General features: G+C 38.0%; 21 protein-coding genes and 3 pseudogenes. 10 read left to right on the top strand and 14 right to left on the bottom strand.

All coding sequences use genetic code 11. The features are described from left to right. Nucleotides 1-196 precede the first annotated feature (196 nt). Together SSOP1_RS09965 and SSOP1_RS09960 are read left to right on the top strand one after the other, a co-directional pair. Complete coding sequence (locus tag SSOP1_RS09965; protein WP_029552588.1) at nt 197-490, top strand: ATP-binding protein; 294 nt, start codon at nt 197-199, stop codon at nt 488-490. Between the two features lie 255 nt (nt 491-745). After that, entirely contained in the window at nt 746-1,519 is a 774-nt protein-coding gene (locus SSOP1_RS09960; protein ID WP_009991748.1) for a DODA-type extradiol aromatic ring-opening family dioxygenase, read from the top strand. Nucleotides 1,520-1,667: 148 nt separating this feature from the next. Here the strand turns inward: SSOP1_RS09960 and SSOP1_RS17715 are convergent. The 4 genes and pseudogenes from SSOP1_RS17715 to SSOP1_RS09945 form a co-directional block, all read right to left on the bottom strand. Then, a pseudogene (locus SSOP1_RS17715) lies at nt 1,668-1,802 on the bottom strand (ISNCY family transposase); the annotation flags it as partial. Nucleotides 1,803-1,912: 110 nt separating this feature from the next. After that, nucleotides 1,913-2,329, bottom strand: coding sequence for a hypothetical protein (locus SSOP1_RS09955; protein ID WP_010923699.1), 417 nt, complete (start codon nt 2,327-2,329; stop codon nt 1,913-1,915). Continuing rightward, entirely contained in the window at nt 2,310-3,176 is an 867-nt protein-coding gene (locus tag SSOP1_RS09950; RefSeq protein WP_009991750.1) for an SPFH domain-containing protein, read from the bottom strand. Before SSOP1_RS09950 ends, SSOP1_RS09955 begins: the two co-directional genes overlap by 20 nt. A 43-nt stretch (nt 3,177-3,219) precedes the next feature. Continuing rightward, nucleotides 3,220-3,696, bottom strand: a complete 477-nt coding sequence (locus SSOP1_RS09945) for a hypothetical protein (RefSeq protein WP_009991752.1) — start codon at nt 3,694-3,696, stop codon at nt 3,220-3,222. A 96-nt stretch (nt 3,697-3,792) separates the two neighbouring features. Between SSOP1_RS09945 and SSOP1_RS09940 the strand changes: the two genes are divergently transcribed. From SSOP1_RS09940 to SSOP1_RS09930, 3 genes are read left to right on the top strand one after another with little or no spacing between them, the layout of a single operon-like run. Next, complete coding sequence (locus tag SSOP1_RS09940; RefSeq protein ID WP_009991753.1) at nt 3,793-4,917, top strand: MFS transporter; 1,125 nt, start codon at nt 3,793-3,795, stop codon at nt 4,915-4,917. A 23-nt stretch (nt 4,918-4,940) separates the two neighbouring features. Then, the gene (locus tag SSOP1_RS09935; RefSeq protein ID WP_009991754.1) at nt 4,941-5,351 is read left to right on the top strand and encodes a hypothetical protein; all 411 of its coding nucleotides are present in this window, start codon (nt 4,941-4,943) and stop codon (nt 5,349-5,351) included. After that, complete coding sequence (locus tag SSOP1_RS09930) at nt 5,348-5,887, top strand: hypothetical protein (protein ID WP_009991755.1); 540 nt, start codon at nt 5,348-5,350, stop codon at nt 5,885-5,887. Before SSOP1_RS09935 ends, SSOP1_RS09930 begins: the two co-directional genes overlap by 4 nt. On the opposite strand, the gene SSOP1_RS09925 is transcribed toward SSOP1_RS09930, so the two are convergent. From SSOP1_RS09925 to cpsA, 3 genes are all read right to left on the bottom strand, one after another. Continuing rightward, on the bottom strand, nt 5,870-6,598 hold the full coding sequence (locus SSOP1_RS09925; RefSeq protein WP_009991757.1) for a glycosyltransferase: 729 nt from the start codon (nt 6,596-6,598) through the stop codon (nt 5,870-5,872). The two genes, SSOP1_RS09930 and SSOP1_RS09925, sit on opposite strands and share 18 nt — an antisense overlap. 134 nt (nt 6,599-6,732) lie before the next feature. After that, nucleotides 6,733-7,206: a HEAT repeat domain-containing protein gene (locus tag SSOP1_RS09920; protein WP_009991758.1), complete on the bottom strand. Its 474-nt coding sequence runs from the start codon at nt 7,204-7,206 to the stop codon at nt 6,733-6,735. 29 nt (nt 7,207-7,235) lie between these two features. Continuing rightward, nucleotides 7,236-8,417, bottom strand: a complete 1,182-nt coding sequence (gene cpsA, locus SSOP1_RS09915) for a carboxypeptidase CpsA (protein ID WP_009991759.1) — start codon at nt 8,415-8,417, stop codon at nt 7,236-7,238. A 340-nt stretch (nt 8,418-8,757) separates the two neighbouring features. Here cpsA and SSOP1_RS09910 point away from each other — a divergent pair, with 340 nt between their 5' ends. From SSOP1_RS09910 to SSOP1_RS09895, 4 genes are all read left to right on the top strand, one after another. Then, a complete protein-coding gene (locus tag SSOP1_RS09910; protein ID WP_010923668.1) occupies nt 8,758-9,708 on the top strand; it encodes an IS110 family RNA-guided transposase in 951 nt (316 codons plus the stop codon). Nucleotides 9,709-9,804: 96 nt separating this feature from the next. Beyond that, nucleotides 9,805-10,005, top strand: coding sequence for a hypothetical protein (locus tag SSOP1_RS17935; RefSeq protein WP_014511727.1), 201 nt, complete (start codon nt 9,805-9,807; stop codon nt 10,003-10,005). Nucleotides 10,006-10,012: 7 nt separating this feature from the next. After that, complete coding sequence (locus SSOP1_RS09900) at nt 10,013-11,017, top strand: GH12 family glycosyl hydrolase domain-containing protein (RefSeq protein WP_009989083.1); 1,005 nt, start codon at nt 10,013-10,015, stop codon at nt 11,015-11,017. A gap of 60 nt (nt 11,018-11,077) precedes the next feature. Further along, entirely contained in the window at nt 11,078-13,063 is a 1,986-nt protein-coding gene (locus tag SSOP1_RS09895) for a GH116 family glycosyl hydrolase (RefSeq protein WP_009989082.1), read from the top strand. Nucleotides 13,064-13,156: 93 nt separating this feature from the next. Here SSOP1_RS09895 and SSOP1_RS09890 read toward each other — a convergent pair. Together SSOP1_RS09890 and SSOP1_RS09885 are read right to left on the bottom strand one after the other, a co-directional pair. Continuing rightward, nucleotides 13,157-13,309: pseudogene (locus SSOP1_RS09890) on the bottom strand (permease); the annotation flags it as partial. A 225-nt stretch (nt 13,310-13,534) separates the two neighbouring features. Continuing rightward, nucleotides 13,535-14,017 carry a DUF1028 domain-containing protein gene (locus tag SSOP1_RS09885; RefSeq protein WP_269454402.1) on the bottom strand — a complete coding sequence of 161 codons (483 nt, stop codon included), beginning with the start codon at nt 14,015-14,017 and terminating at the stop codon, nt 13,535-13,537. 111 nt (nt 14,018-14,128) lie between these two features. Between SSOP1_RS09885 and SSOP1_RS09880 the strand changes: the two genes are divergently transcribed. Next, complete coding sequence (locus SSOP1_RS09880; RefSeq protein WP_010923140.1) at nt 14,129-15,052, top strand: IS5-like element ISC1290 family transposase; 924 nt, start codon at nt 14,129-14,131, stop codon at nt 15,050-15,052. Between the two features lie 189 nt (nt 15,053-15,241). On the opposite strand, the pseudogene SSOP1_RS09875 reads toward SSOP1_RS09880, so the two are convergent. The 5 genes and pseudogenes from SSOP1_RS09875 to SSOP1_RS09855 form a co-directional block, all read right to left on the bottom strand. Then, nucleotides 15,242-15,631 (bottom strand): annotated as a pseudogene (locus SSOP1_RS09875) (DUF1028 domain-containing protein); the annotation flags it as partial. Nucleotides 15,632-16,071: 440 nt separating this feature from the next. Beyond that, nucleotides 16,072-17,145 (bottom strand): IS110 family RNA-guided transposase, encoded by a 1,074-nt coding sequence (locus tag SSOP1_RS09870; protein WP_010923665.1) that lies wholly within the window; start codon nt 17,143-17,145, stop codon nt 16,072-16,074. 269 nt (nt 17,146-17,414) lie between these two features. Then, a complete protein-coding gene (ilvC, locus tag SSOP1_RS09865) occupies nt 17,415-18,413 on the bottom strand; it encodes a ketol-acid reductoisomerase (RefSeq protein ID WP_009992598.1) in 999 nt (332 codons plus the stop codon). A gap of 42 nt (nt 18,414-18,455) precedes the next feature. Continuing rightward, the gene (gene thiC, locus SSOP1_RS09860) at nt 18,456-19,757 is read right to left on the bottom strand and encodes a phosphomethylpyrimidine synthase ThiC (RefSeq protein ID WP_009992597.1); all 1,302 of its coding nucleotides are present in this window, start codon (nt 19,755-19,757) and stop codon (nt 18,456-18,458) included. Between the two features lie 34 nt (nt 19,758-19,791). Next, nucleotides 19,792-20,955 carry an AAA family ATPase gene (locus SSOP1_RS09855; protein ID WP_009992596.1) on the bottom strand — a complete coding sequence of 388 codons (1,164 nt, stop codon included), beginning with the start codon at nt 20,953-20,955 and terminating at the stop codon, nt 19,792-19,794. Nucleotides 20,956-20,990: the final 35 nt, after the last annotated feature.

Genomic DNA, 20,990 nt, shown 5'->3' with positions numbered 1-20,990 from the left:
GAAAAGATAGTTAGGAATGCTAAATGATATCAAATAACATAAACTTTACGGTTATCGGAAACTATTGACAACGGCATTTAGGCCTAGGTACGGTGAAAAGCCTAGGGAGAGGCTGACGTTTAATAAGAAAGTATATGTAGTAGACCAAGGCATAATTTCGAGAGTAGCTCTGAGGGCTAAGGATAGGGGGAGGGTTATGGAGAATTTAGTTGCTTTAAAGCTGTTAAGAGATAACCAATTAAAAGGGCTATATTACGTTAAAGGTAAGGACTTCGAAATAGATTTTTATGATGAGGTTAACTCACGTCTGCTGCAAGTGACTTACGCTTCAGATAAGATCGAAGAGAGGGAGATAAGATCTCTTCTAAAGGCTGAGGAAATGTTAAGAACTAAGGAGTTAATAATGATCACTTACGATATTGAGGGTGAAGAGGAAAGGGAGGGTAAGAAGATAAAACTCGTCCCCTTGTACAAGTTTTTATTGAGCTGATTAGATAGACAAGAGTAAGAAAGTAATCTCACCTTTATATCGTGTAACGACCTAAGGTGAAATTAAATTCCTCTTCTCCTCTATAATTTCCCTTTGATTAACAATAACTCTCTTTAATTCCTCAACATTCATTATGTACTATGCTACAGTAACTCTTTATAAACTTACCATATTATACTACAGTAAGTTAACGAGATCTTGTTGAAATGCGATACACAGTACAAAACTTAAAGTTTGAAATAGCAAGAGTTAAATGTGATAAGCTTTATTTTAGTAGCACCTCATGGAGATGAGATAATTGATCCAAAAGATGAAAAATCATCGTTGTTAAATAAGGCAATGAGGGAAGCTGCAAGTTTAGTTAAGGCTGATAAGTACATCGTAATTACTCCCCATAATATAAGAATTGACGATCACATGGCGGTAATATTAACGCAATACGCTGAAGGAAAGCGGGGTAAAATCAAGAGAAAGTACCTTTGTGATAGGGGATTGGCTTACGAAATATATGAAAGGGCAAAAGGGAGTGGCCTACCGGTGGTTGGTGTTAATTTCGGGGCTTTAGAAGGAAAGGAGTCAAAGATCGCGCTAGATTGGGGGTCATCGATTCCTCTTTACTTCTTGAAAAGGAGGAGAATTGTATTGTTGACTCCAGCTAGGGGAGTTAAAAGGGAGATATTGAGGAAGTTTGGAGTAGTAATTGGTGAAGTTTTAAGAGATCATAGAAAAAGGGTTGGAGTAATAGTTAGTGCGGATCACGCTCATACCCACGATCCTAAGGGACCTTATGGTTATTCAGAATACGCTGCGGTTTACGATTCCACTATTGTAGATATTTTTAAGAGCGAAAGATTTGAGGATTTGATGAAGATTGATGATAAAGTTATTAGTGAGGCGAAGCCCGATAGCTATTGGCAATTGCTCATAATGCTCGGAATTCTTGAGAGTAGTTATAATAAGTATAGCGTTAAGTTGATGGAATATCAAGTCCCAAGTTATTTTGGGATGATGGTTGCTCTACTCAGTTAATTCTTTATGGTTATATAAAAAACTAAATTATAGAAATATTTCTAACAAAATAGAAAATCTTTCCAAATTATAAAATTATTTTTAATAAAATAAAAGTTTTGCCATTAATCTCACTCTGAGGAGCTTTTAAATACCGTTTAGCAGTGTATGTTTTTCTCCTCCGCATAAACAATTTCTTTATCCCTTCAGAAGTCTGATAAGTACTTTTTATCAACCTAGCAATTTTCTTGGTACCGAGGTTCAAACCCGTGAAGTACTTGAATAAGAGAACAACCAACAAGGTACTTTGTTGATCTCTTCAATTTATTTCATAAACATAATATAATAGAGTAGACTCCTAAATATTGATTAACAAGAATAGGGATTATTCCTCTATAACGAGAAAACTAGCATTCATACGATGGTACTTATAAATCCAGCAAATGTACCGTTTAATAAATTATAAGCTATCGTTAATCCTAAGTACGTTTGAGGATAAGACACTTGGAAGGCATATGGCAATAAGGAAAATACCAAATAAGATGATGCAGTGATTAACGCTATCTTTCTAACTTGAATTAAAGACGACTTTTCAAGATTTGTTCTCGTAGGGAAGACAAATACTACTAATATTACCAATATTAAAATCTGCACTATTCCTTCCGCAGGGGAGTGAATCATGGCTTCAATTGGTGAAATATCAAAGGTACTTGGAGGATAAAATGCCTTAACTATTAACGATACTATGGCCATAATTATAGTTAGGATAAAAGAATACCCAATTGACGTGGCAATATTATAACCTAAAATTCTACTGTTGTGCTCCACCACTCTGTTGTTGCCCCCTTCTACCTATACCTACTCTTATTAGGCCATCTGGTAGATTAACTATTGTTGATAGGTTTGGATAATACGGCACTCCGATTGCCATATTGACTGCTGCTGCGTTCTGCTGTTCAGCTAATATTCTAGCCAAACCCATTCGAACTGCATCCATTAATGGTATTCCCATATCCCTTAATTGTATTATTCTTCTCAGCTCTGGATCTTGAGGCAGAAGTCTAGTTATTCTTACAGATATTAGGTCTACACCTATTTCTGCTAGGAATTGCTTTAACGCTGCCGTAACTGCAGTAGAAATTTCAGAGAACTTCTTGAAAACATCAGTTAGATTTACACGATTAAGTACTGAACTAACTTCTTGATCTACAATTGGTGAAATATAATGAGCTAGATCTGCGTCTTTGAAATATAGGGAACCGAACTGGACATTTGTGACTAAGGCTGCAGGGTTTTGAACTCTAAAGTATATTGCGGTCTCATACTCTAAGGGTACTAGGTCATCTGTCTGGCTAACACCCGCTACTCTAACCTCATGTCTGGTGGTCGAGATGAAATAAACTACAGTATCATATGGTAACGTGTTATACCTAAACTTAGATAGAAAAGCTGAAACCGGATTCCCTGGAGTTTGAATATTATGACTACCGGGAGGTAAATCTGCAACAATTTGTCCTTGTATTAAAACTATGGCTCTCTCTGTGGGTTGTACTATTATAAGTGATTTCGAAGTAATTGCCTCCTTTGGGTATTTGAAAATTATAGCATCAGCTGTCATAAAACTCGATCCATCTTCTTTTTCTGTCGAAATAACTTGACCTCTAATGGTTAAAGACATATATTAGAATTATTCTAGTGTTGATATTTAAATTTTTTCGTAACTATTTTCTAAGTTCTGGAGGATAAAATAATTTCATTCTATCATAAAATACTGCTCTTAGGTCATTAAGTAATGGTTCGAACTCTTCAATTCTATTATTCTTAGCAAGCTCCACTAATTGTGAAGCAATATCAATCATTTTCATATCGTGATTAACTATTTGATCCAACTCCTCAGTTGTAACTTTCCACCTGGCGTAAATATCCGCACCTCCACCCTGACTTGACATTATATTGTTTATTAACTCCCTGATTTTAGAGATCAAGAACTCCATTACCTTAAGTTGGGGTGAAAATGGATCGGTTGAGGCAATAAAGCTTTCCTTTTCTGAGATTATCCTTATCGTTTGTTCTAATCTATCAATAACTGCTCTTCTAACTAGGAAATCGTCTTGTCTAATTAGATCTTTTGCTTTATACCCCCTATAACCTGGTAAAAGTAATTGTAACTGCTCAATGGGGGTTAACTCTCTTGGCATAATTGAATATACGCCTAGGAGATTATAAAATTATTTTATGCTAAATATATTTTAGAACGATAATCATAAAAGAGAGATTTAACTCATTGTCATTTTGTGTTAAGAAATATAATAGTGAGTTGGATTGGTACTTTTCTTCAGTTGTTTTTAAGGCTCAGTTGGGGAGTCATATCATTGCCAATAGCCTTAGTTTTTCACTTAAACTCCATACAGATTGGGCTAGTTGCCACAGTCTTTTACATAGGTTATGTAGTTTCCTCAATCCCTTGGGGTTTGATTATAGATAGAATAGGCCCAAGTAGTGCTGTGGAGTACGCATCGATTCTCTTAGTAGGAATGAATCTATTACTCTTTCTCTTCCTTACAAGTTACGCTATTCTACTCGTAGCCTACCTCATAGAAGGACTTATAACAGCTGCCATATTTCCATCAGCCATGAAAATAGTGGCAGTTAGTTACTCCAACAGCTCAAAGTTCACATTTTACGTGGCTTTAGTGGAAAGTGCAGGACCAATAACTATCATCACCTTGGGTATAATAGCAAGTTTTCTGTTGCATTTATGGAGATTTATTTACCTAATCATGGCCATAAGTTTCGGGCTAATTGCAATTTTCAGTCATTTCAATAGGATAGATGTCAATAGGACTGAAATCAAGAGGTCGTTCAAGATAATCCTTGATAGAAAAATAACAATTGCAACGCTAATTAGATTAGGGGAGCTGTGGTCCACGTGGGGTACAACAACGTGGATTTTCCCAATGTTAGTACTTTATAGAAACATCTCTCCGACTTTATCAGCCCTATTTCTTCTTCTTTTCGGAGTTGGTCAGCTAGTAGGGATTTTAAGTGTGGAAAGGTTAGTGGAAAGATTTGGCGATAGAACCGTTATCTTAATAAATCTGATAGGATTCATCTTACTAACGTTTTCAATAATTTTCTCAAATAACATCGATATATTACCCGAGGCCTTCTTATTGGGGATTTTCTCGTTCTCATATAGACCTCCAACTGATTCTCTAATAATGAGAATAGCTGGGCAATCTAGTGCGGGAACTTCAATAGGTTACGCCAACGCCGTATCCCAAATTGGGACGATGATCGCTCCATCATTTGTAGGTTTGACACTGTATTTGACCCATAGCTTCTCTATATCAATGTTAGCCTTGGACGTTGGGTGTATAATATCTATCATATCACTTTTATCCTTGAAACATTTATAGTGGTTTTCATATAATATTAAAACGTGGATTTAGGTAAAATTATAGGTTTAATAGTGTTCATTTCAGTACTAATTGTTCAGTTTGCCATGATTAATAACTTCAACGGTTTACTTCAAACAACTTTGAACCAAATCAACTCCACCATACTCATATTATTCACTTCGCAACCAAAAATAGGTCTAGTTATTTCCAATAACCAGTTAATCTTAACTTTTAACAATACTCTCAACTTCCCAATAACCTTACTAAACGTAACTGGGGATTACACTTACTTATCAAAACCGGTAACAATTAACCCTAATGAGGTAAAGAACATTAGTGTGGTTGTGACTAATTTGGAAATGTTCGAGAGGGCTATTCACGATAATTCATATAACTTGACGATAGTGATGAAGATGTTCAACACAACTTTTTCACAAAGTGAGATGATATGATAGTTACAAAAAGAACGTTAATATTGACTATAAGCATGTTACTAAATGTACTTGTAGCGTTATTACCAGGTTATTGGTGGTATTATTCCGCTGGAGGAATGGTAGTAATTAAGGATAGCCTCTTCTCATTTTATCTAGAATTTCTAGGTAAAGAGTTGGAAATAGGTATAATAATAAACTATATTTTGTTCGCATTTAGATTTTATGTGATAAGTGTTTCCCTCTATTACATTTATCTCGCCTTGAAAAAGGACGTAATCAATAACTACCTATTAATAACTTGGATAAGCTATCTTTACTTGTTGGATCCTCTTTTATTTTACTTATTATTTAATTACGTGGTAGGGTATGTTACTCCAACGAAATATCCATTATTTATAATAGGGAGCCAGAACATGACTGTATTTTACAAAAACGTTATGGTAACAATTTTAGTTGAAAGTTATCCCACAACTTATTACTGGATCGCCCTTTTTGCAGGTACCTTTAACTTGATTTCAAGAATAATAATTAGTAGGCTATCTAAGCTTTCGTAAAATGTAGTCCTGTGCTTTAAGGTAAGTTTTAGTGTATAGAATTTTCCTAAACGGAGAATAATATACTCTTAATTTTATCAAGGAGAGGAACATTAGAATTATGACTTTTATTAACTTTTTAGATATCTTACTATCACTCTCATCATGAATATAATTTATTTCAACTTCTTTAACTTTATAATGTCTACGTTTAAATCCGTAAATTAAGTTAACGTCGAATAAAAAATCGTTAATTATTAACTCGTCTAATATATCTAAAACCTTTTCCCTATTTACTAGCTTAACACCAGCTTGGAAGTCCGAAAATTTTGCTAGCGACGGAAAGAGTATCTTAGTAATTATTATAAATCCCTTATGTAGGAACTTCCTCTTTAATGGCATCCCCACAATTTTCCTCTTAGGTATGACTAGGTCAGCGTCAGTGCTTAAGATTTTATCTAATTCCTCCTCAGTTATGGGAAAATCGGCATCTAATAACAAAACTCTCTGGAAATTGCTTTCATTAATTCCTCTCTTTATCGCTCCCCCTTTACCAAGTCTGCTCTCACTTATTAGGAGCTTTACGGGAAATTTCTTAACAACCTCTGGCGTATTATCATGTCCATCAAATACTACCACTATTTCAGCATTAGGTAGTGTTGACGATATTTTCTCCAACGTCCTACCAATTCTTCTTTCCTCATTAAATGCCGGTATGATAATTGAAATCAATCTAATCAGCTAATTATAAGTTAGAAATAAAAGGATTTCGGGAAAAGATCTATAATACTTATATAAGGTATTTCATAAGTAAAATAGACGAAAATAAATTTCATATATTTATATGAATAACCACATCTTCTATTCTATATAAATTTGCACGTGATCTTAAACTCCTGCATAACTCCTTCTACGACTTCATGAAATTCTGAGTTAATTAACTCACATAGGAAAGGCGAATAGCTAAGAACTTCTCCTAGACTTACCACATTCATTTCTAGTAGGGGTTTTAACGTAACATACCAAGATAGCGCCCTTACGACCTTATTGCTATCTTTTAGCATTTCAAGGAAATGTTCTTTTCTTTTGATAACCTCTTCCAAAGTTAATATACCCCTCTCTACGAACTCAGGAACACTATTCCACGCTCTATACCTAGTCCCAGTATCGTGAAATGATAAAAGTTCCAATAGGAAATCCTTATCCCTTACGTTCGAAATAACGTAATTCCACGCTTCGTGTTTAATATCCTTATCCTTGTCTGAAAGGAGTCTCCTAATTAAATCTAAGGGTAAGTTTGAGGAATTCCTCAAAATATTTAGAACCTTTTCCTTATCCATTTCCAATAATCACTTAATTATTAAATCCTTTATTTGTTACTGAACTTTATTGCCAATAATGCGTGGGCTAAAGCACCTAGTTTCAACACATCCTCATCTACGCAGAACTTAGAGCTATGGTTGGGATATATGCAACCTTTCTTCTCATTTCTAGTTCCCAGGAAGAAATACATACCGGGAGCTTTCTGTAGGAACCTAGAGAAATCCTCAGCTCCTAGAACTGGCTCAGTCTCAACGACTGTGGATATTGAAGATAGAATTTTCATCACCTCATCAGTTACTTCTGGGTTATTTACTGTAATTGGATAGACGTCCTCCATGAATTTGACCTCACAAGTTGCACCATAAATTCCGCATATTGATGAAACTATTCTCCTCATGTAATCCTTAGCCTTACTCCTAACATTCTCGTCTAGACTTCTAATCGTTCCCTGCATTTCAGCGTCATCTGGTATTATATTATCCTTTGTCCCAGAATGTATCGTAGTTATGGATATGACGAAGGGTTGAACGGGATCGATTTGCCTAGCTGTTATACCGTAAATTGCGTTGGCTATTTGTAATGATATGAAAATTGGGTCTATGGTCTCATGAGGAGCAGAACCGTGACCGCCCTTTCCGTGAACCACAATCTTAAACGCATCTGGCGTAGCCATTATTGGACCTTTTCTAGTTGCGAAGACTCCAGATGGATAGCTACTGGATATATGTATACCAAATACGTAATCTACACCATTCATGACTCCAGCCTCGATCATTGGTTTCGCTCCTCCTAATCCTCCATCCTCCTCTGCGGGCTGAAATATTAACCTAATTTCGCCACTGATTAAATCTTTATTTTTAACCAAGAGATAAGCTCCACCTAAGAGCATTGCTACGTGAGTGTCATGACCACACGCGTGCATTACCCCTTTAACCTTGGACTTGAACTCTACGTCACTAGTCTCCTCTACGGGGAGGGCATCCATATCCGCTCTTAAGGCAACTGTCTTCCCGGGTTTATTTCCCCTAATCTTACCAACTACTGCAGTGGGTAATCCAACGCCCTCCTCTACTTCTATTCCCAATTTCCTTAACGTTTCTGCCACTAGTTTAGAGGTGCTATACTCTTTATAGGAAAGTTCAGGATTCTCGTGAATTTTCCTCCTAATTTGAATTATCCAATCCTCTATTTCCTTCACGTCGTTCTTCAACTTCTCAACTAAATCCATAAGAGATATAGTGAGCTAAGAATAAAAAGCTAATTCGTTAATAAAAGTTAACCGTAAACCTTTTCACTTTACAAAAATTGGAGGTTAAGGGGGAGGAAAGCCTCGCCAGCGGGGATGGATAGCCCCTTATATTTAAATACTTCCTTGTTGAGATATCTTTTAGTGATGCTAACGGCGCTCCTTATATAAAACATATTAGTCAGATCTGTGTAATACAGATCTGACTGGGGTGTAGGCCGTGACGCTCCTTGGGCTTAAAGCCCGATGGGGAGCTTGGCCGCCTCCAATTCGGACCGGAAGTTGGGCAAAAAGCCCGAATAAAACATAAGGGTGAGTATAATTGGAGGCCCCAGTTGCAGGAATAGATGTATCAAAAGATAAATTAATCGTGTATTTTCAAGGTAAACTCTACGAGTTTACTAATGATAAGCGAGGTTATGAGGAGATAAGGAAGATCTTACCTAAGGGTTGCAAAGTGGGTATTGAGAGTACTGGAGTTTACCACGTTAACCTAGCAAAGTACTTGATGGGTGAGTATGATGTTAGGATCATTAATCCCTTTATTCTCAAGAAGTTCAAGGATTTTAGGGGTAAGAAGAGTGATAAGAATGATGCTAAAAAGCTTGCGGAATTAGTTGTAAGTATGTGTAGTGGGTTTACAACAAGTGATGCTAGGGAGTTGACTAGCCAGTGGGATTTTGTTACTAGGAGTATTGCTAGGGTTAAGAATAGGTTGAGGAGGGATTTGGTACTTCTAGGCTATAGGGATAGTTTGTCAAAGAGGAATTTGGAGGAGGTTTTGAGGGGTGGGGATAGTATTGTCTTGGCTGAGGTTAGGTTTCTTTTGGAGGAGCTTGAGAGGCTTAAAACTAGGAAGAGGGAGATTGAGAAAGAGCTTGAGAATGTTGTTTCCAAGGATAGTTTGATTTTCACTATTCCTGGTATTGGTAAAACCTTGGGTTGTATTATTTTGGCTAGGGTTGGTGATGTTAAGCGCTTTAGTGATAAGAAGAGGTTTGTTGCTTATTGTGGTCTTGACCCAGTTGTTGAGTCTAGTGGTAAGAGTGTTGTATCGAGAGGTATTTCTAAAAAAGGTGACGCTGTTTTGAGGAGGGCTTTCTATCTTGCAGCTTTGACTGCCATCAAGGTTAATCCTGTTATCAAGCGTTTTTATGAGGAGCACAAGGGTAGGTTAAAGGGTAAGAAGTTGATTGTTGCATGTGCAAGGAAGTTGGCTGTTATTACTTGGGCTGTGCTGTATTATAATAAGCCCTTTGATGCTAGTGAGTAAAGCAGGTTTCATCACTTGCGTAAGTAGTGTGAATTATGCTCGATTTTCAAGGAAAAGTTTTTATACCGGAAGCTCCCCAGCTCGATTGAGGGCTTAATGGGACTGTGGGAGGAGCATCTAGTATTTCTTAAGGGACTAGACGTTATGGATGAAAGTCCCCTATTCGAATGGGAGTGGATCTCTGATCCACTCGACTGCCCACCAGATGAGAGATGTAAACCCGAATCGATGGTGGGAACGATGATCCCTCTGGAAGGGGAACCATCGCCCTTTCAGGGCGGGGAGAAAGTCAGCTAGGTGATATATGATAATGAATAAATTATATATCATTATAGTTCCGATAATTGTAATAATAGTTGTGGGTGTAATTGGTGGAGCTATTTACCTACACCATCAGTCACCTAATGTCAAAACATCATCGATAACTGTCACCACTAACGAAACCACAACTTTAATGAGCATAACAACCAATACCGTACCTACAACAGTAACGCCCACTACATCTTCTATTCCTCAGCTAATCTATGTTACATCCTCTGCTAGTTCACCAACTCCAGTTTATCTAAATAACTCAACTGTACCATCATTTTATCTTGAAGTGAACATGTGGAATGCTAAAACTTGGAATGGCAACTATACCATGGTCTTTAACCCGCTTACTCGTACGCTCTCTGTTAGTTTCAACTTAACGCAAGTTAATCCATTACAGTGGACTAATGGCTATCCGGAAATTTACGTGGGCAGAAAACCCTGGGATACTTCATATGCAGGTAACATATTCCCAATGAGGATAGGCAATATGACACCGTTTATGGTATCGTTTTACATAAACTTAACTAAGCTAGACCCGTCAATAAATTTCGATATTGCGTCTGACGCTTGGATAGTTAGGCCTCAAATAGCATTTAGTCCCGGAACTGCTCCAGGTAATGGGGACATTGAGATAATGGTCTGGTTATTTAGTCAGAATTTACAGCCTGCTGGGCAACAAGTTGGAGAAGTAGTAATCCCAATATATATTAATCACACTCTAGTCAACGCCACTTTCCAAGTGTGGAAGATGAAGAACGTCCCATGGGGAGGTTGGGAGTACATAGCATTTAGACCAGATGGCTGGAAAGTCACAAATGGTTACGTCGCATATGAGCCCAACTTGTTCATCAAAGCGTTAAATAATTTCGCAAGCTACAACATTACAAACTATTACTTAACGGATTGGGAGTTCGGTACGGAATGGGGAACAATGACTTCCAATGGTACAGCCTACTTCTCATGGACAATATCGAATTTCTATGAAACTCTCCTCTAATAATTTTTTAATAACGAAAAACTCTAAACCTTTTTTACCTTATTATTCAAATAACAAGACATGGTTAAATACACTGACAAGGATAGGATAGTGGCTGGAGTTCCACTGGGAGGAATTGGCACTGGAAAACTGGAAATCGACAACAAGGTGAGAATAATCAACGTTACGATAAGGAATAATTGGGGCAATCCCATTAAGCTTTTAAGAGGATTCCACGTATTCATAAAACCTAAAGACAAGAGGGGATTCATCTTCCAAAAGGACGGTGGAATATATAAGGTAAGTGAGTTTCCAGGGGAAATTATTTATGAGGGAAAATATCCAGTTGTCAAAGTAGTGGGAAAGAGTAATGAAGTTGAAGTGGAATTGGAAGCGTTTTCGCCAATAATCCCCAATGACTTGAAGAACTCATCCTTACCTGCAATAGGAATTAGTTTAAAAGTTAAGGGTATTAAGGAGGGAAAGGTAGCAATATCCTTCCCAAACATTGTTGGTAGTGTGAGTATTGGGAGGGTAAATGAAAGTATAAGGAATGGCGTTATTCATAAGAACTTAAAGGCAAACGATTACGATCCGGCAAAGGGAAATACTACGTTAATATCAAACAACGTGAGTGATATTATAACGCAATACAACCTTAAGAGGAAACCAAGTGAGACGATGAACTTTTGGCTATCACAATACGAAAACGAGGAGCCTTGGGTTAAATTGAATAGGGGAGAGGAAATTGAGGACAATCCTCACGAGGTAACTGGTCATAGGGATGATCCAGCAAGTATTATAATATCAGAAGGGGAGGAAATGAGATATGTGTTTGCATGGTATTTCAATGGTAAACACGTCTTTTACCCCTATGGGCATTACTATGAGAACTTCTTTAAGGATTCCTCAGAAATTGCGAAATATTTCTTGGACAACTTTGATCACTTGAGAAAGGATATATTTCACAATATTGTAAATGTGAAGGAGGAGTGGTTAAGGGATGCAATAATAAATAGTTCATACATTCTATCCTCCAATACTTGGTTAGATGAGAAGGGTAGATTTGCAATTTATGAAGCCCCGCAGAATTGTCCATATTTAGGTACAATTGGTACCTGTTATGAGTTTGGCTCCCTACCAGTGATTTTAATGTTCCCAGAGTTGGAGAAGTTGTTTTTAAAGCTATTGATTAGTTACGTAAGGAATGATGGTTATGTTCCCCACGATCTGGGTTTTCACTCCTTGGATTCTCCCATTGATGGCACTACTTCTCCTCCTAAGTGGAAGGATATGAATCCTAGCTTAATATTATTGGTTTATAGGTACTTTAAGTTCACTAACGATATCGACTTCTTGAAAGAGGTTTACCCAACTATAGTTAAAGTCATGGATTGGGAGTTAAGACAGTGTAGAGACGGCTTGCCTTTCATGGAAGGAGAAATGGATAACGCATTTGACGCTACCATAATTAAGGGCCATGATAGTTACACCTCTTCACTTTTCATAGCTTCTTTAATTGCAATGAGAGAAATTGCAAAGTTAGTTGGCGACAGCAATTATGTTGGTTTTATTAATGAAAAGTTAAATGTTGCTAGAGAAGCGTTTAGGAAAATGTTCAACGGTAAGTATTTCAAGGCATGGGACGGTGTTGATAAGGCTTCATTTCTTGCCCAACTATACGGTGAGTGGTTTACTACTTTATTGGAATTGGAAAATATTGTCGATGAAAATATGATAAAGAGTGCTTTAGAAAGTATTATAAGACTTAATGGTAATGCCTCTCCCTATTGTGTTCCCAATCTAGTTGATGAAAACGGTAAGATTGTTAACTTGAGTGTTCAAACTTACTCCTCTTGGCCTAGACTAGTATTTGCCATTTGCTGGTTAGCTTATAAGAAGGGTGTCGGTGATCTAAGCTTTTGCAAGAAGGAATGGGATAACTTGGTGAGAAACGGTATGGTATGGGATCAGCCGTCCAGGATAAATTGTTATACTGGGAAGCCTGAAATTAACTATCTAGACCATTATGTAGGCAGTCCTAGTCTTTGGAGCTTCCTATTTTAGAAAGTATTTTACTTAAACCTTGTAGTAGTTCTGGGATATTTTCCACATCGCTTAACATTTCGTCTACTAAATTCCTAAGTATTTCATTAGCGTTAATATCCATAATAAGTATTGAAAGGAAGTGAAAGGGTTAATGCTAATGTCTCTAAATATTGCCGGTAATGAGATTAGTATTATTGTACCATTTATTGAAGCCACTAACACTCCAATTGTCGTATTGCTTAAGGCAATCCATTTATACTGCATAATTAAAAGATGAATGTTTAATTATTTAATCTTTTTATTTCTCATTATATAGAAGATTAATTTTTAAACTCTTAACCTTTCGACATAGAACGAAATGCCATCTAGTAAGATAGTTAATAGATTTAAGGAAAAAATAGTTGAGTTAATAATCTCATTATGTTGTTAGTGTTTATATTATATAATTCGATAAAAATATCAGTTTTCGTCATAAATGTAGTAAGTTACCTATTCTTTGGATAGCAAGATCTTCAACACCGTTTTACCTATCTTATCCCCCGTATATTTTCCCTCTAAGTTATTCATCTCAACCCAAGTTCTCAAATCATTATATCCCCACTTGTTTAATGCTTGTCTTATTTGGTTCTCATAATCCTTAACGTTAACCATCTCCTCTTCTATAAAAGTAGCTACCCATAAGTCCAGAAGCCTTTCCAGATCCTTTAAGGGATCTTGACTATCATCAACTCTTAAGTCTACATACTTCCCTACAATCAAGGGATCAATCTCCTTCTCGCTCTTATCAACAGTTTTAACAACAATGATTGCAGCACTCTGCTTTCCCCTCCTATCTCCACCCTTACTTTCCCCAGCCTTTAGCGCTCTAAGAATTTTCTCGTAAATTTTGCCCTTACTTTCTGCCTCCTTTGCCATAGCCTCTAGAGAGTGTCCCAAGTGCAAATAATTGAATAAATCTATGTAAAGGTTTATAGATAATAATTCAAAAGATATCGTGAATTACTGAGAAATTTTGAATTTTCGCTTGAAGCAAAAAGTCGCGTAATACTTAAAGGGAACCGGGACGATGTAGTACCGATTCACATGAAGCATTGGATAGAATACTACAACGGCCCGGTTCCCTATGAACATTTATCAGCAAGGCATAAAACACTTGTGAAAATGAACTACATGCTGATCACGTCTGAAGTGCTGTCGCGTCTCTCTGACCTCTTCATATTGAGAGCGTTAATAGTAATGATTGTGTGGACGTGCTCCTACAGGGACGTGCGGAGCTACTACGAGTCAGACGTGGTGGTAAGGTGGTTCCTAGGCGAGTACAAGTCTAAGTCGGAGATCCATAGGAGGGCAAAGAAATTTAGGGGAGAGGTAAAGACTCTGTTCAAGGAGTACGCCAAGGAGTTGGAGGGGAAGATGAGTAGACTTGCCGACTACTTACCTAGCAGTGCGTTATACGGAAAGGTTGGAAAGCTGTGGATCGTGGATTCCTTCCTAATCGAGGTACCCTTCGGGAAGAGGAACAAGGAAACATTGAAGAAGAAGTTTGAGCTAGACCTAAGGCAGAGGAAGTACAGGGAGGCGGCTAACACGCTCTTCTTTTACATTAAGTGCAAAGCGAGGAGGAGGTTCAAGGGAGAGTTTACAAAGAAGAGGAACAGGAGTTACTTCGGCTTCAAGGTCTTCAACCTCATGTCGCCAACAATGATAGTTCACGAGATTCAAGTGGAACTGGCCAATTTTCCGGACAATAAGGTTGGCTTCTCTCGCAGCGGTTATAAGGTAGTGGATAGGGGCTTCGTGGGGAAGTCCTCGACCTGGTTGATAGGTTTCTCTAGTTTCAGGAGGTATGTGGAGTTCTTTGGGATCTTCTTGAGGAGGTATTGGAGGCCTTACGCTACTGAAAAGGGTATGGTCGAGTTCTTTGTCTACGTTATCGCGTTGATTTACAACTCCTACATCTACACTTCTGTGTTATCGCGTGTTCCGGAGAGTCAACTCGCCCACTAACTTGTACCGCGAGAGTTGATCAAGGTAGTGTGGACTATGTTGGAAATTCTGTTTTTCTCTATACTTGATTATTTTCCATTACAATATAAGCTTAATCTCTCGTTATACTGAAAGATATAATTATATTTTATTCTTAATTAATTATAAAATTATTTTTCTATCATACTATATTTATTCAATTATTTGCGCTTGGGACACTCTCTCTAGAACCTCTTCTCCGGCCAATATATTGCCTTGTACAGTGAAGTTATTTCCAACAATATGTCCAGCATATGAATAGCATTCTTTTCCTGTAAATGCTGCCGCACTTCCCTTAGTGTCGACAATACCGACTTGCCTCTTTTCCCTTAAAGGGTCAGACTCAGTTAGAACTCTTATGGTATCTGATGCACTATAGCCCTTTTCTAGTAATGATAAACCATTTACACCATAAGTTAAATTGGCTAAGGCTTGAGTAGCTATTGCACCCACATTCGGTCTCAACCAAGGTACGAAAGCTCCTACAGCTAAGAATTTACTTGCCACTCCCACTCCCCAAGCTTTTTCCTCTGGGTCGTAAATGACTATTGAGAAGGTCATACTGTATACTTAACTTATATATATTTAAACAATTACTGCTTAGCAGTGTTAAATGAGACTATTATTAGCTATTGGCACTTTTCGCCAAACTTTACCCTTCCAAAACGAAAAGGTCATAATAATTGGATTTATGGAAATTGACTAAGCTAACAAGAAAAAGACTATAACGCCTCTACGTAACTACTAGTTAGTTTTAATCAATTCTAAATATCGTTTTGATGTGAGTTTATGTCTATATATTATTACTAATGTATTTTTTATTGATGATCCCCCTAACTGATGACGGGTACTACTCACGAGGTTTGGGAAGTGATAAAAGTGTGGATGGGAGGGTAGTGGCGTTCAGTAATAAATCTTTCGCTCAAACTTCAAGCATAGTACTAGCTAACATTGCCACGTGGGTCCTTTCAACCCACGTGGTGATTCGGGGGAGGGCTTACTTATTTAGGCTCATAAGGCCTATTATTATACCAAACACTCCAAACAACCCTTGCCAACTTCCTAGCCAAAGCGACATACAACTTCTTACCCTTCAACCTATCCTTGTGTGTTTCATAAAACTTCAATAAGGTTGGGTTCCTAGAATAACTCCTCATTGCTAAAAAGTAGAACAAGCTACGCAAGTACTTATTACCCCTCTTGGAAATCCCCCTACTTACCACAGCCTTCCCGCTCCTCTCCACTACGGGATCTAGACCACAATAGGCAACAAATGATTCTGGCTTGGGAAAACGCCTAACATCACCAACAACACCAATAATAACCCCAGCTGCAAGCCTCCCAACACCTGGTATCGTTAATAGGACGTGGTCTTGAGGGACTTGCCCCTCAATCATCCTCCTAACCTCCTTCAACCTCTCTTGCGTTTCTAGGAGGTTTTTAGCCAGGATTTTGATTTCCTCAAGTACTAAGGGGGTGTATTCAAGTTGGTATAGTTCTTCCTGTGTGAAATCTCCTTTCGCAAGTTTTTCCAACCTGTCCTTGCTTACCTTATCGTTATCGCTTACTAGGAATAGTGCTCTCTTTAGCCTGTTCTTGTATTTCGTCTCTATGTCCTTTAGGAAGAGGTAGAGTGTTACTAATTCCTTTAAGGGGTTGTAATCGTACTCCTTAGCCTTGTCGACCATGTTTTCTAATTTTTCTGCGTCGTAAAAATCTGTTTTCTTTCCCCTAAACTCCTTTTCTCTTGATAACACGTTTGGGCTGACTTGTAGTACTCTTACCCCTCTCTCCTTGAAGTATTGTGAAGGCTTTATTGCATATACTCCGGTAGGCTCTAGGACTATTGTGCAAGGTTTCATCTTGAGGATTTCCTCATAACCCTTCTTACTGTTCTCGTATCTTCTCACCCTCCCCCTACTTGTAATTAAATGGTCCTTTGATACATCTATCCCTATTACCCCTACCTCTTTATCACACCTATATGCGTGAATTTTATCACAATGTTCAGTCCGATGGTAGGGGTTTGTCACGCCACTACCCGAAGACTTCGCTTCAGTTTCCCTCTCGACCATGTTTCCCCAGTCGAGGAGAGTATTACTCTCCTCGACTAATAAACCTATATAGGTGTTTCCCTCGACTAGGGCCTAATGACTTAAGGGTGAGTGTGCATGATCCCTTAAAAAGTGGCGTTCAGTAATAAATCTTTCAGTCATATTTCAAGCATAGTATTAGCTAACATTGCCACGTGGGTCCTTTCAACCTATATAGGGTGCCCGTGACGGAATTAAAAGTAAGGATAAGTTACGCAACGGGTAAACGCTGTAATGTCTTAGCGTAATTTTTAATCGCTTACCTTTCTTCTTAGAATTTTATACAACTCCTTTTCAGCCTTAGCCATTTCGCTCTGTACAGCCAATTCCCACAATCTATAAAATACGGGGTATCCAGCTTGTTGTTCTAATGTCCACTCCTTAGCGAAACTACCATCCCATATGTACTTTGCCTCATCTTTAACAATTTCCTTGACTAAGTCATAATATTTGAACATTCTCGTTAAAGTACCGTATTGACTAGTAGTACTGTGGTGAACCATTTGATTAAATATACCCTCTTCAGCAATTAGTCTAGCAATCTCAACCAATTCCCCAGAGGCATAAAACTCCAACAACGCCGCTTCTGGAGATACCCCATATTCCTTTACAGCAACGTCAAAACAAGCCTTTATTGCCCCAAACAATATTGGCACCCAAGTGTGTTCGCTCATTAAATCTAATAACGCTTCCTCCTCAAATGATGAAATAACTGCAATCCCTCCTGGAATTGCACCTATACCCTTGGCTATTGCCTTAGCGTAATCCCATGCCTTTCCAGATGCATCTTGTTTAACTCCCAATAATACGGGATAACCTTTCCCTTGTTTATGCAAATCCATAATCCCTTCCCCAACCATTCTGGGAGCAACCATAACAGTATCAACGTTTTTAGGTGGTCTAATAAGTCCAAAGGCCACATTATATCCACTGGCGAAGTCCAATACGAACTCTTTCTTGCCTTCTAAAATTGGGGCAATCTTCTTTTCATAAATTTCCTTCATTATTTCATCTGGAATTAGGAGAAAGGCAACATCAGCTTTCTTCACTGCTTCACCTATATCGTAAACTTCAAACCCTTCCTTTATAGCCAAATCGTAATACCTATCCTTAACGTTTCCTATAATAACGTTCAGACCATTTTCCCTCATAATATTAGCTTGAACTCTCCCTTGGTTACCGTAACCAATTACGGCTATTGTCTTTCCCTTTAAAGGTTCTAAACTCGCGTCTAAAACTGTTTTATCCATAAAAAAGTGTTGTTGTTTGAAAATAAAAATACGAATCCGTACTTATAGGGATGATGAAGAACCTATCTTCCTAACTTGATCCATAGCCCACATCATTGGACAATATCCACCACACATGGTACAAGCTTTCACTTTAGGAGTACCAAACTGAGTGTAAACTTGATAAGCCCTTTGCGGATCTATTAGCTTAGAAATCATGTTCTCCCAATCCAGTTTCCCCCTATAATAACTGACCTCGTCATCCCACTTCCTAGCTTTCCTGCCTAACTTAACCACATCACCTGCATGGGCAGCAATCCTATAAGCGATTGCCCCCTCCTCAACTTGCTTAACAGTTGGTAACCCTAAGTGCTCAGCTGGGGTTAGATAACATAATAAGTCAACACCACTAGCTGATGATATTGCCGCACCTATTGCAGAGGCTATGTGATCATAGGGTGCACCTACATCAATGGGCAAGGGACCCAAAACGTAATATGGTACACCACCAGTTAACTTCTTCATTAACTTAACGTCCCAAGCTATTTCGTTCAGCGGTACGTGTCCCGGTCCCTCAACCATAACTTGCACACCCTTTTGCAACGCACTTTTAACTAGCCTAGCGGTTTCCAATAGTTCTCCAATTTGGAACTCGTCATGAGCGTCTCCAGTAGCTCCAGGTCTTAAGGCATCTCCCAAAGAGATTACAGCATCATATTCCTTAAACATTTCTAACACGTAATCCCAGTTCTTTCTATAGGGGTTCTCCGAGTTATTGTGTATCATCCAACCAGCTATCATGTCCCCTCCCCTTGAGACTATTGGAATAATCCTATCGCTCTTTAACGCCCTAATAGCTAAATCCTTAGTTATTCCAGCGTGAATTGTCATGAATGCAACCCCATCCTTTAAGTGCTTTTCCACTGTGTTTAGTAATTCATCTTCAGTAAAATACGCTCCTCCAGACTTCTTCTTAAAGGACTCTATGAAAATTTGGTAAACTGGGACTGTACCAACTGGTAGATCTGATGCCTTTATTATATCCCTCCTTATGGCATCTAAGTCTCCTCCCGTTGATAAATCCATTAGAGTATCTCCCCACTTGTTTGCAACCTTTACCTTCTGTAATTCCATGTCTAAGTCTACAACCTCACTTGAAGTGCCTATGTTTACGTTAACTTTAGTAGTTAGTCCCTTACCTATTGGGACAAGTTTTCTACTGGGGTACTTCGCATTTCTTATCAACATTATTTTACCTTCACTTATCCTATTTCTGACCTTCTCTACTGGTATACCTTCTAGCTTACTTATTGCCCTCATCTCATCTGTTATCTGACCCCTTTTTGCCTCATCTATGATGCCCATAAGAAATATTCATATAACTAAGCTATAAAGATTATTATATACTATAAGATGCCGGAGAGTCTTTAGCTGCTAAAATTAAGCCTTTTCTATTTGGTTCATCTTGGTGTAAGTAATATTCATTATCTTCCCTTCTCTCTATGAAATCGAATTCAACCAATCTGTTGAGAATCTCGTAGACTCTAGGTTCCGGTATGTTCTCGTTTAAAATTGTGCTTGAGACTTTAACAATTTCGTGGAGTTCACCTTTACCCCCTAATCTATCTAGCGCTAAAATCACTGCTGAATACCTTAAGGGAGATTGCGTTGAAAATATGAAATTCCTAGCCTCATTTCTCACTTCGTTTATAGCCTTCTCTATAATTTCATCAATCCTAGGCTTAGTACCCATTTTAGCGCTAAAGGTATATTCTGAACCGAATAGTGTTAGCCAACCTGGAATTCCATCTAGCCTCTTTACTGCCTCGTCAATAACGCTTTCGTCCACTTTTATCCCCTCCTCTTCAAATCCCTTTTCTAGAAATTCTCTACTTTGTTCCGGTAAAAATCTCCCTAGTGTAATCTTTCTAATGTATCTCCCAAAGAATGGTTCTGTGTATTCAATGTTTTTCAGCGTCTTTTCGATTAACTTGACCATACTTCCCGTAAAAATTATCACAGTGTTTTTGCAATTGTCATATACGTCGTGAAAAATTGAGGGAAAGTCTAGGCCATTCACCTTTGCTAACTCTTGAGCTTCATCTAAAATTATCACAAGTTGTTTCTTATTATCCCTAGCAATTGAGTCCATTTCTCTTATAATGTAAGTTATGTCTGTACCCCTAATCTTCGTTAACTTAGCCCTAACTTTATTAGTTTGTATTTCCTCAACGCCTAAAATATTTGAAAGTAATTTTGCAACCTTGCCTAAAATTGTGTAGTTCTTTATAGCCTCATTTATCTCCTCAATTAGCAAACTTATTAAAACGTGTTTTGGGTACTGCTTCTTTCTTGAATCGTGTATTCTCATAAGATTAATAGAGACTTTTATTGCCCCAATTTCCTTTACTGCAACGTTAACAACGCTTGTCTTTCCTATCCTTCTCATGCCCAATACGGCAATCCATTCACCTCTTGCAATGCTATCCTTAATCATTTCAATTTCCTTCTCCCTATCGTATAGGTCTTTCCTATCTTCCTTGGGTCTCGTGTTAAATAGCAATTATACGGCACCGTATAAATTACGGCACCGTATTT

Origin of the sequence: Saccharolobus solfataricus, from assembly GCF_900079115.1 — an archaeon.
In the GTDB taxonomy this organism is placed as follows: Archaea; Thermoproteota; Thermoprotei_A; order Sulfolobales; family Sulfolobaceae; genus Saccharolobus; species Saccharolobus solfataricus.
This window is presented reverse-complemented; position numbering and strand designations above follow the sequence as displayed.

Coding starts and splice junctions, on each gene's coding strand:
- SSOP1_RS09965 (WP_029552588.1), top strand. CDS start 197: ATGGAGAATTTAGTTGCTTTAAAGCTGTTAAGAGATAACCAATTAAAA.
- cpsA (WP_009991759.1), bottom strand. CDS start 8,417: ATGGATTTAGTTGAGAAGTTGAAGAACGACGTGAAGGAAATAGAGGAT.
- SSOP1_RS09900 (WP_009989083.1), top strand. CDS start 10,013: ATGATAATGAATAAATTATATATCATTATAGTTCCGATAATTGTAATA.
- SSOP1_RS09930 (WP_009991755.1), top strand. CDS start 5,348: ATGATAGTTACAAAAAGAACGTTAATATTGACTATAAGCATGTTACTA.
- SSOP1_RS09880 (WP_010923140.1), top strand. CDS start 14,129: ATGAAGCATTGGATAGAATACTACAACGGCCCGGTTCCCTATGAACAT.
- SSOP1_RS09945 (WP_009991752.1), bottom strand. CDS start 3,696: ATGCCAAGAGAGTTAACCCCCATTGAGCAGTTACAATTACTTTTACCA.
- SSOP1_RS09870 (WP_010923665.1), bottom strand. CDS start 17,145: ATGGTCGAGAGGGAAACTGAAGCGAAGTCTTCGGGTAGTGGCGTGACA.
- SSOP1_RS09950 (WP_009991750.1), bottom strand. CDS start 3,176: ATGTCTTTAACCATTAGAGGTCAAGTTATTTCGACAGAAAAAGAAGAT.
- SSOP1_RS09895 (WP_009989082.1), top strand. CDS start 11,078: ATGGTTAAATACACTGACAAGGATAGGATAGTGGCTGGAGTTCCACTG.
- SSOP1_RS17935 (WP_014511727.1), top strand. CDS start 9,805: ATGGGACTGTGGGAGGAGCATCTAGTATTTCTTAAGGGACTAGACGTT.
- thiC (WP_009992597.1), bottom strand. CDS start 19,757: ATGGGCATCATAGATGAGGCAAAAAGGGGTCAGATAACAGATGAGATG.
- SSOP1_RS09920 (WP_009991758.1), bottom strand. CDS start 7,206: ATGGATAAGGAAAAGGTTCTAAATATTTTGAGGAATTCCTCAAACTTA.
- ilvC (WP_009992598.1), bottom strand. CDS start 18,413: ATGGATAAAACAGTTTTAGACGCGAGTTTAGAACCTTTAAAGGGAAAG.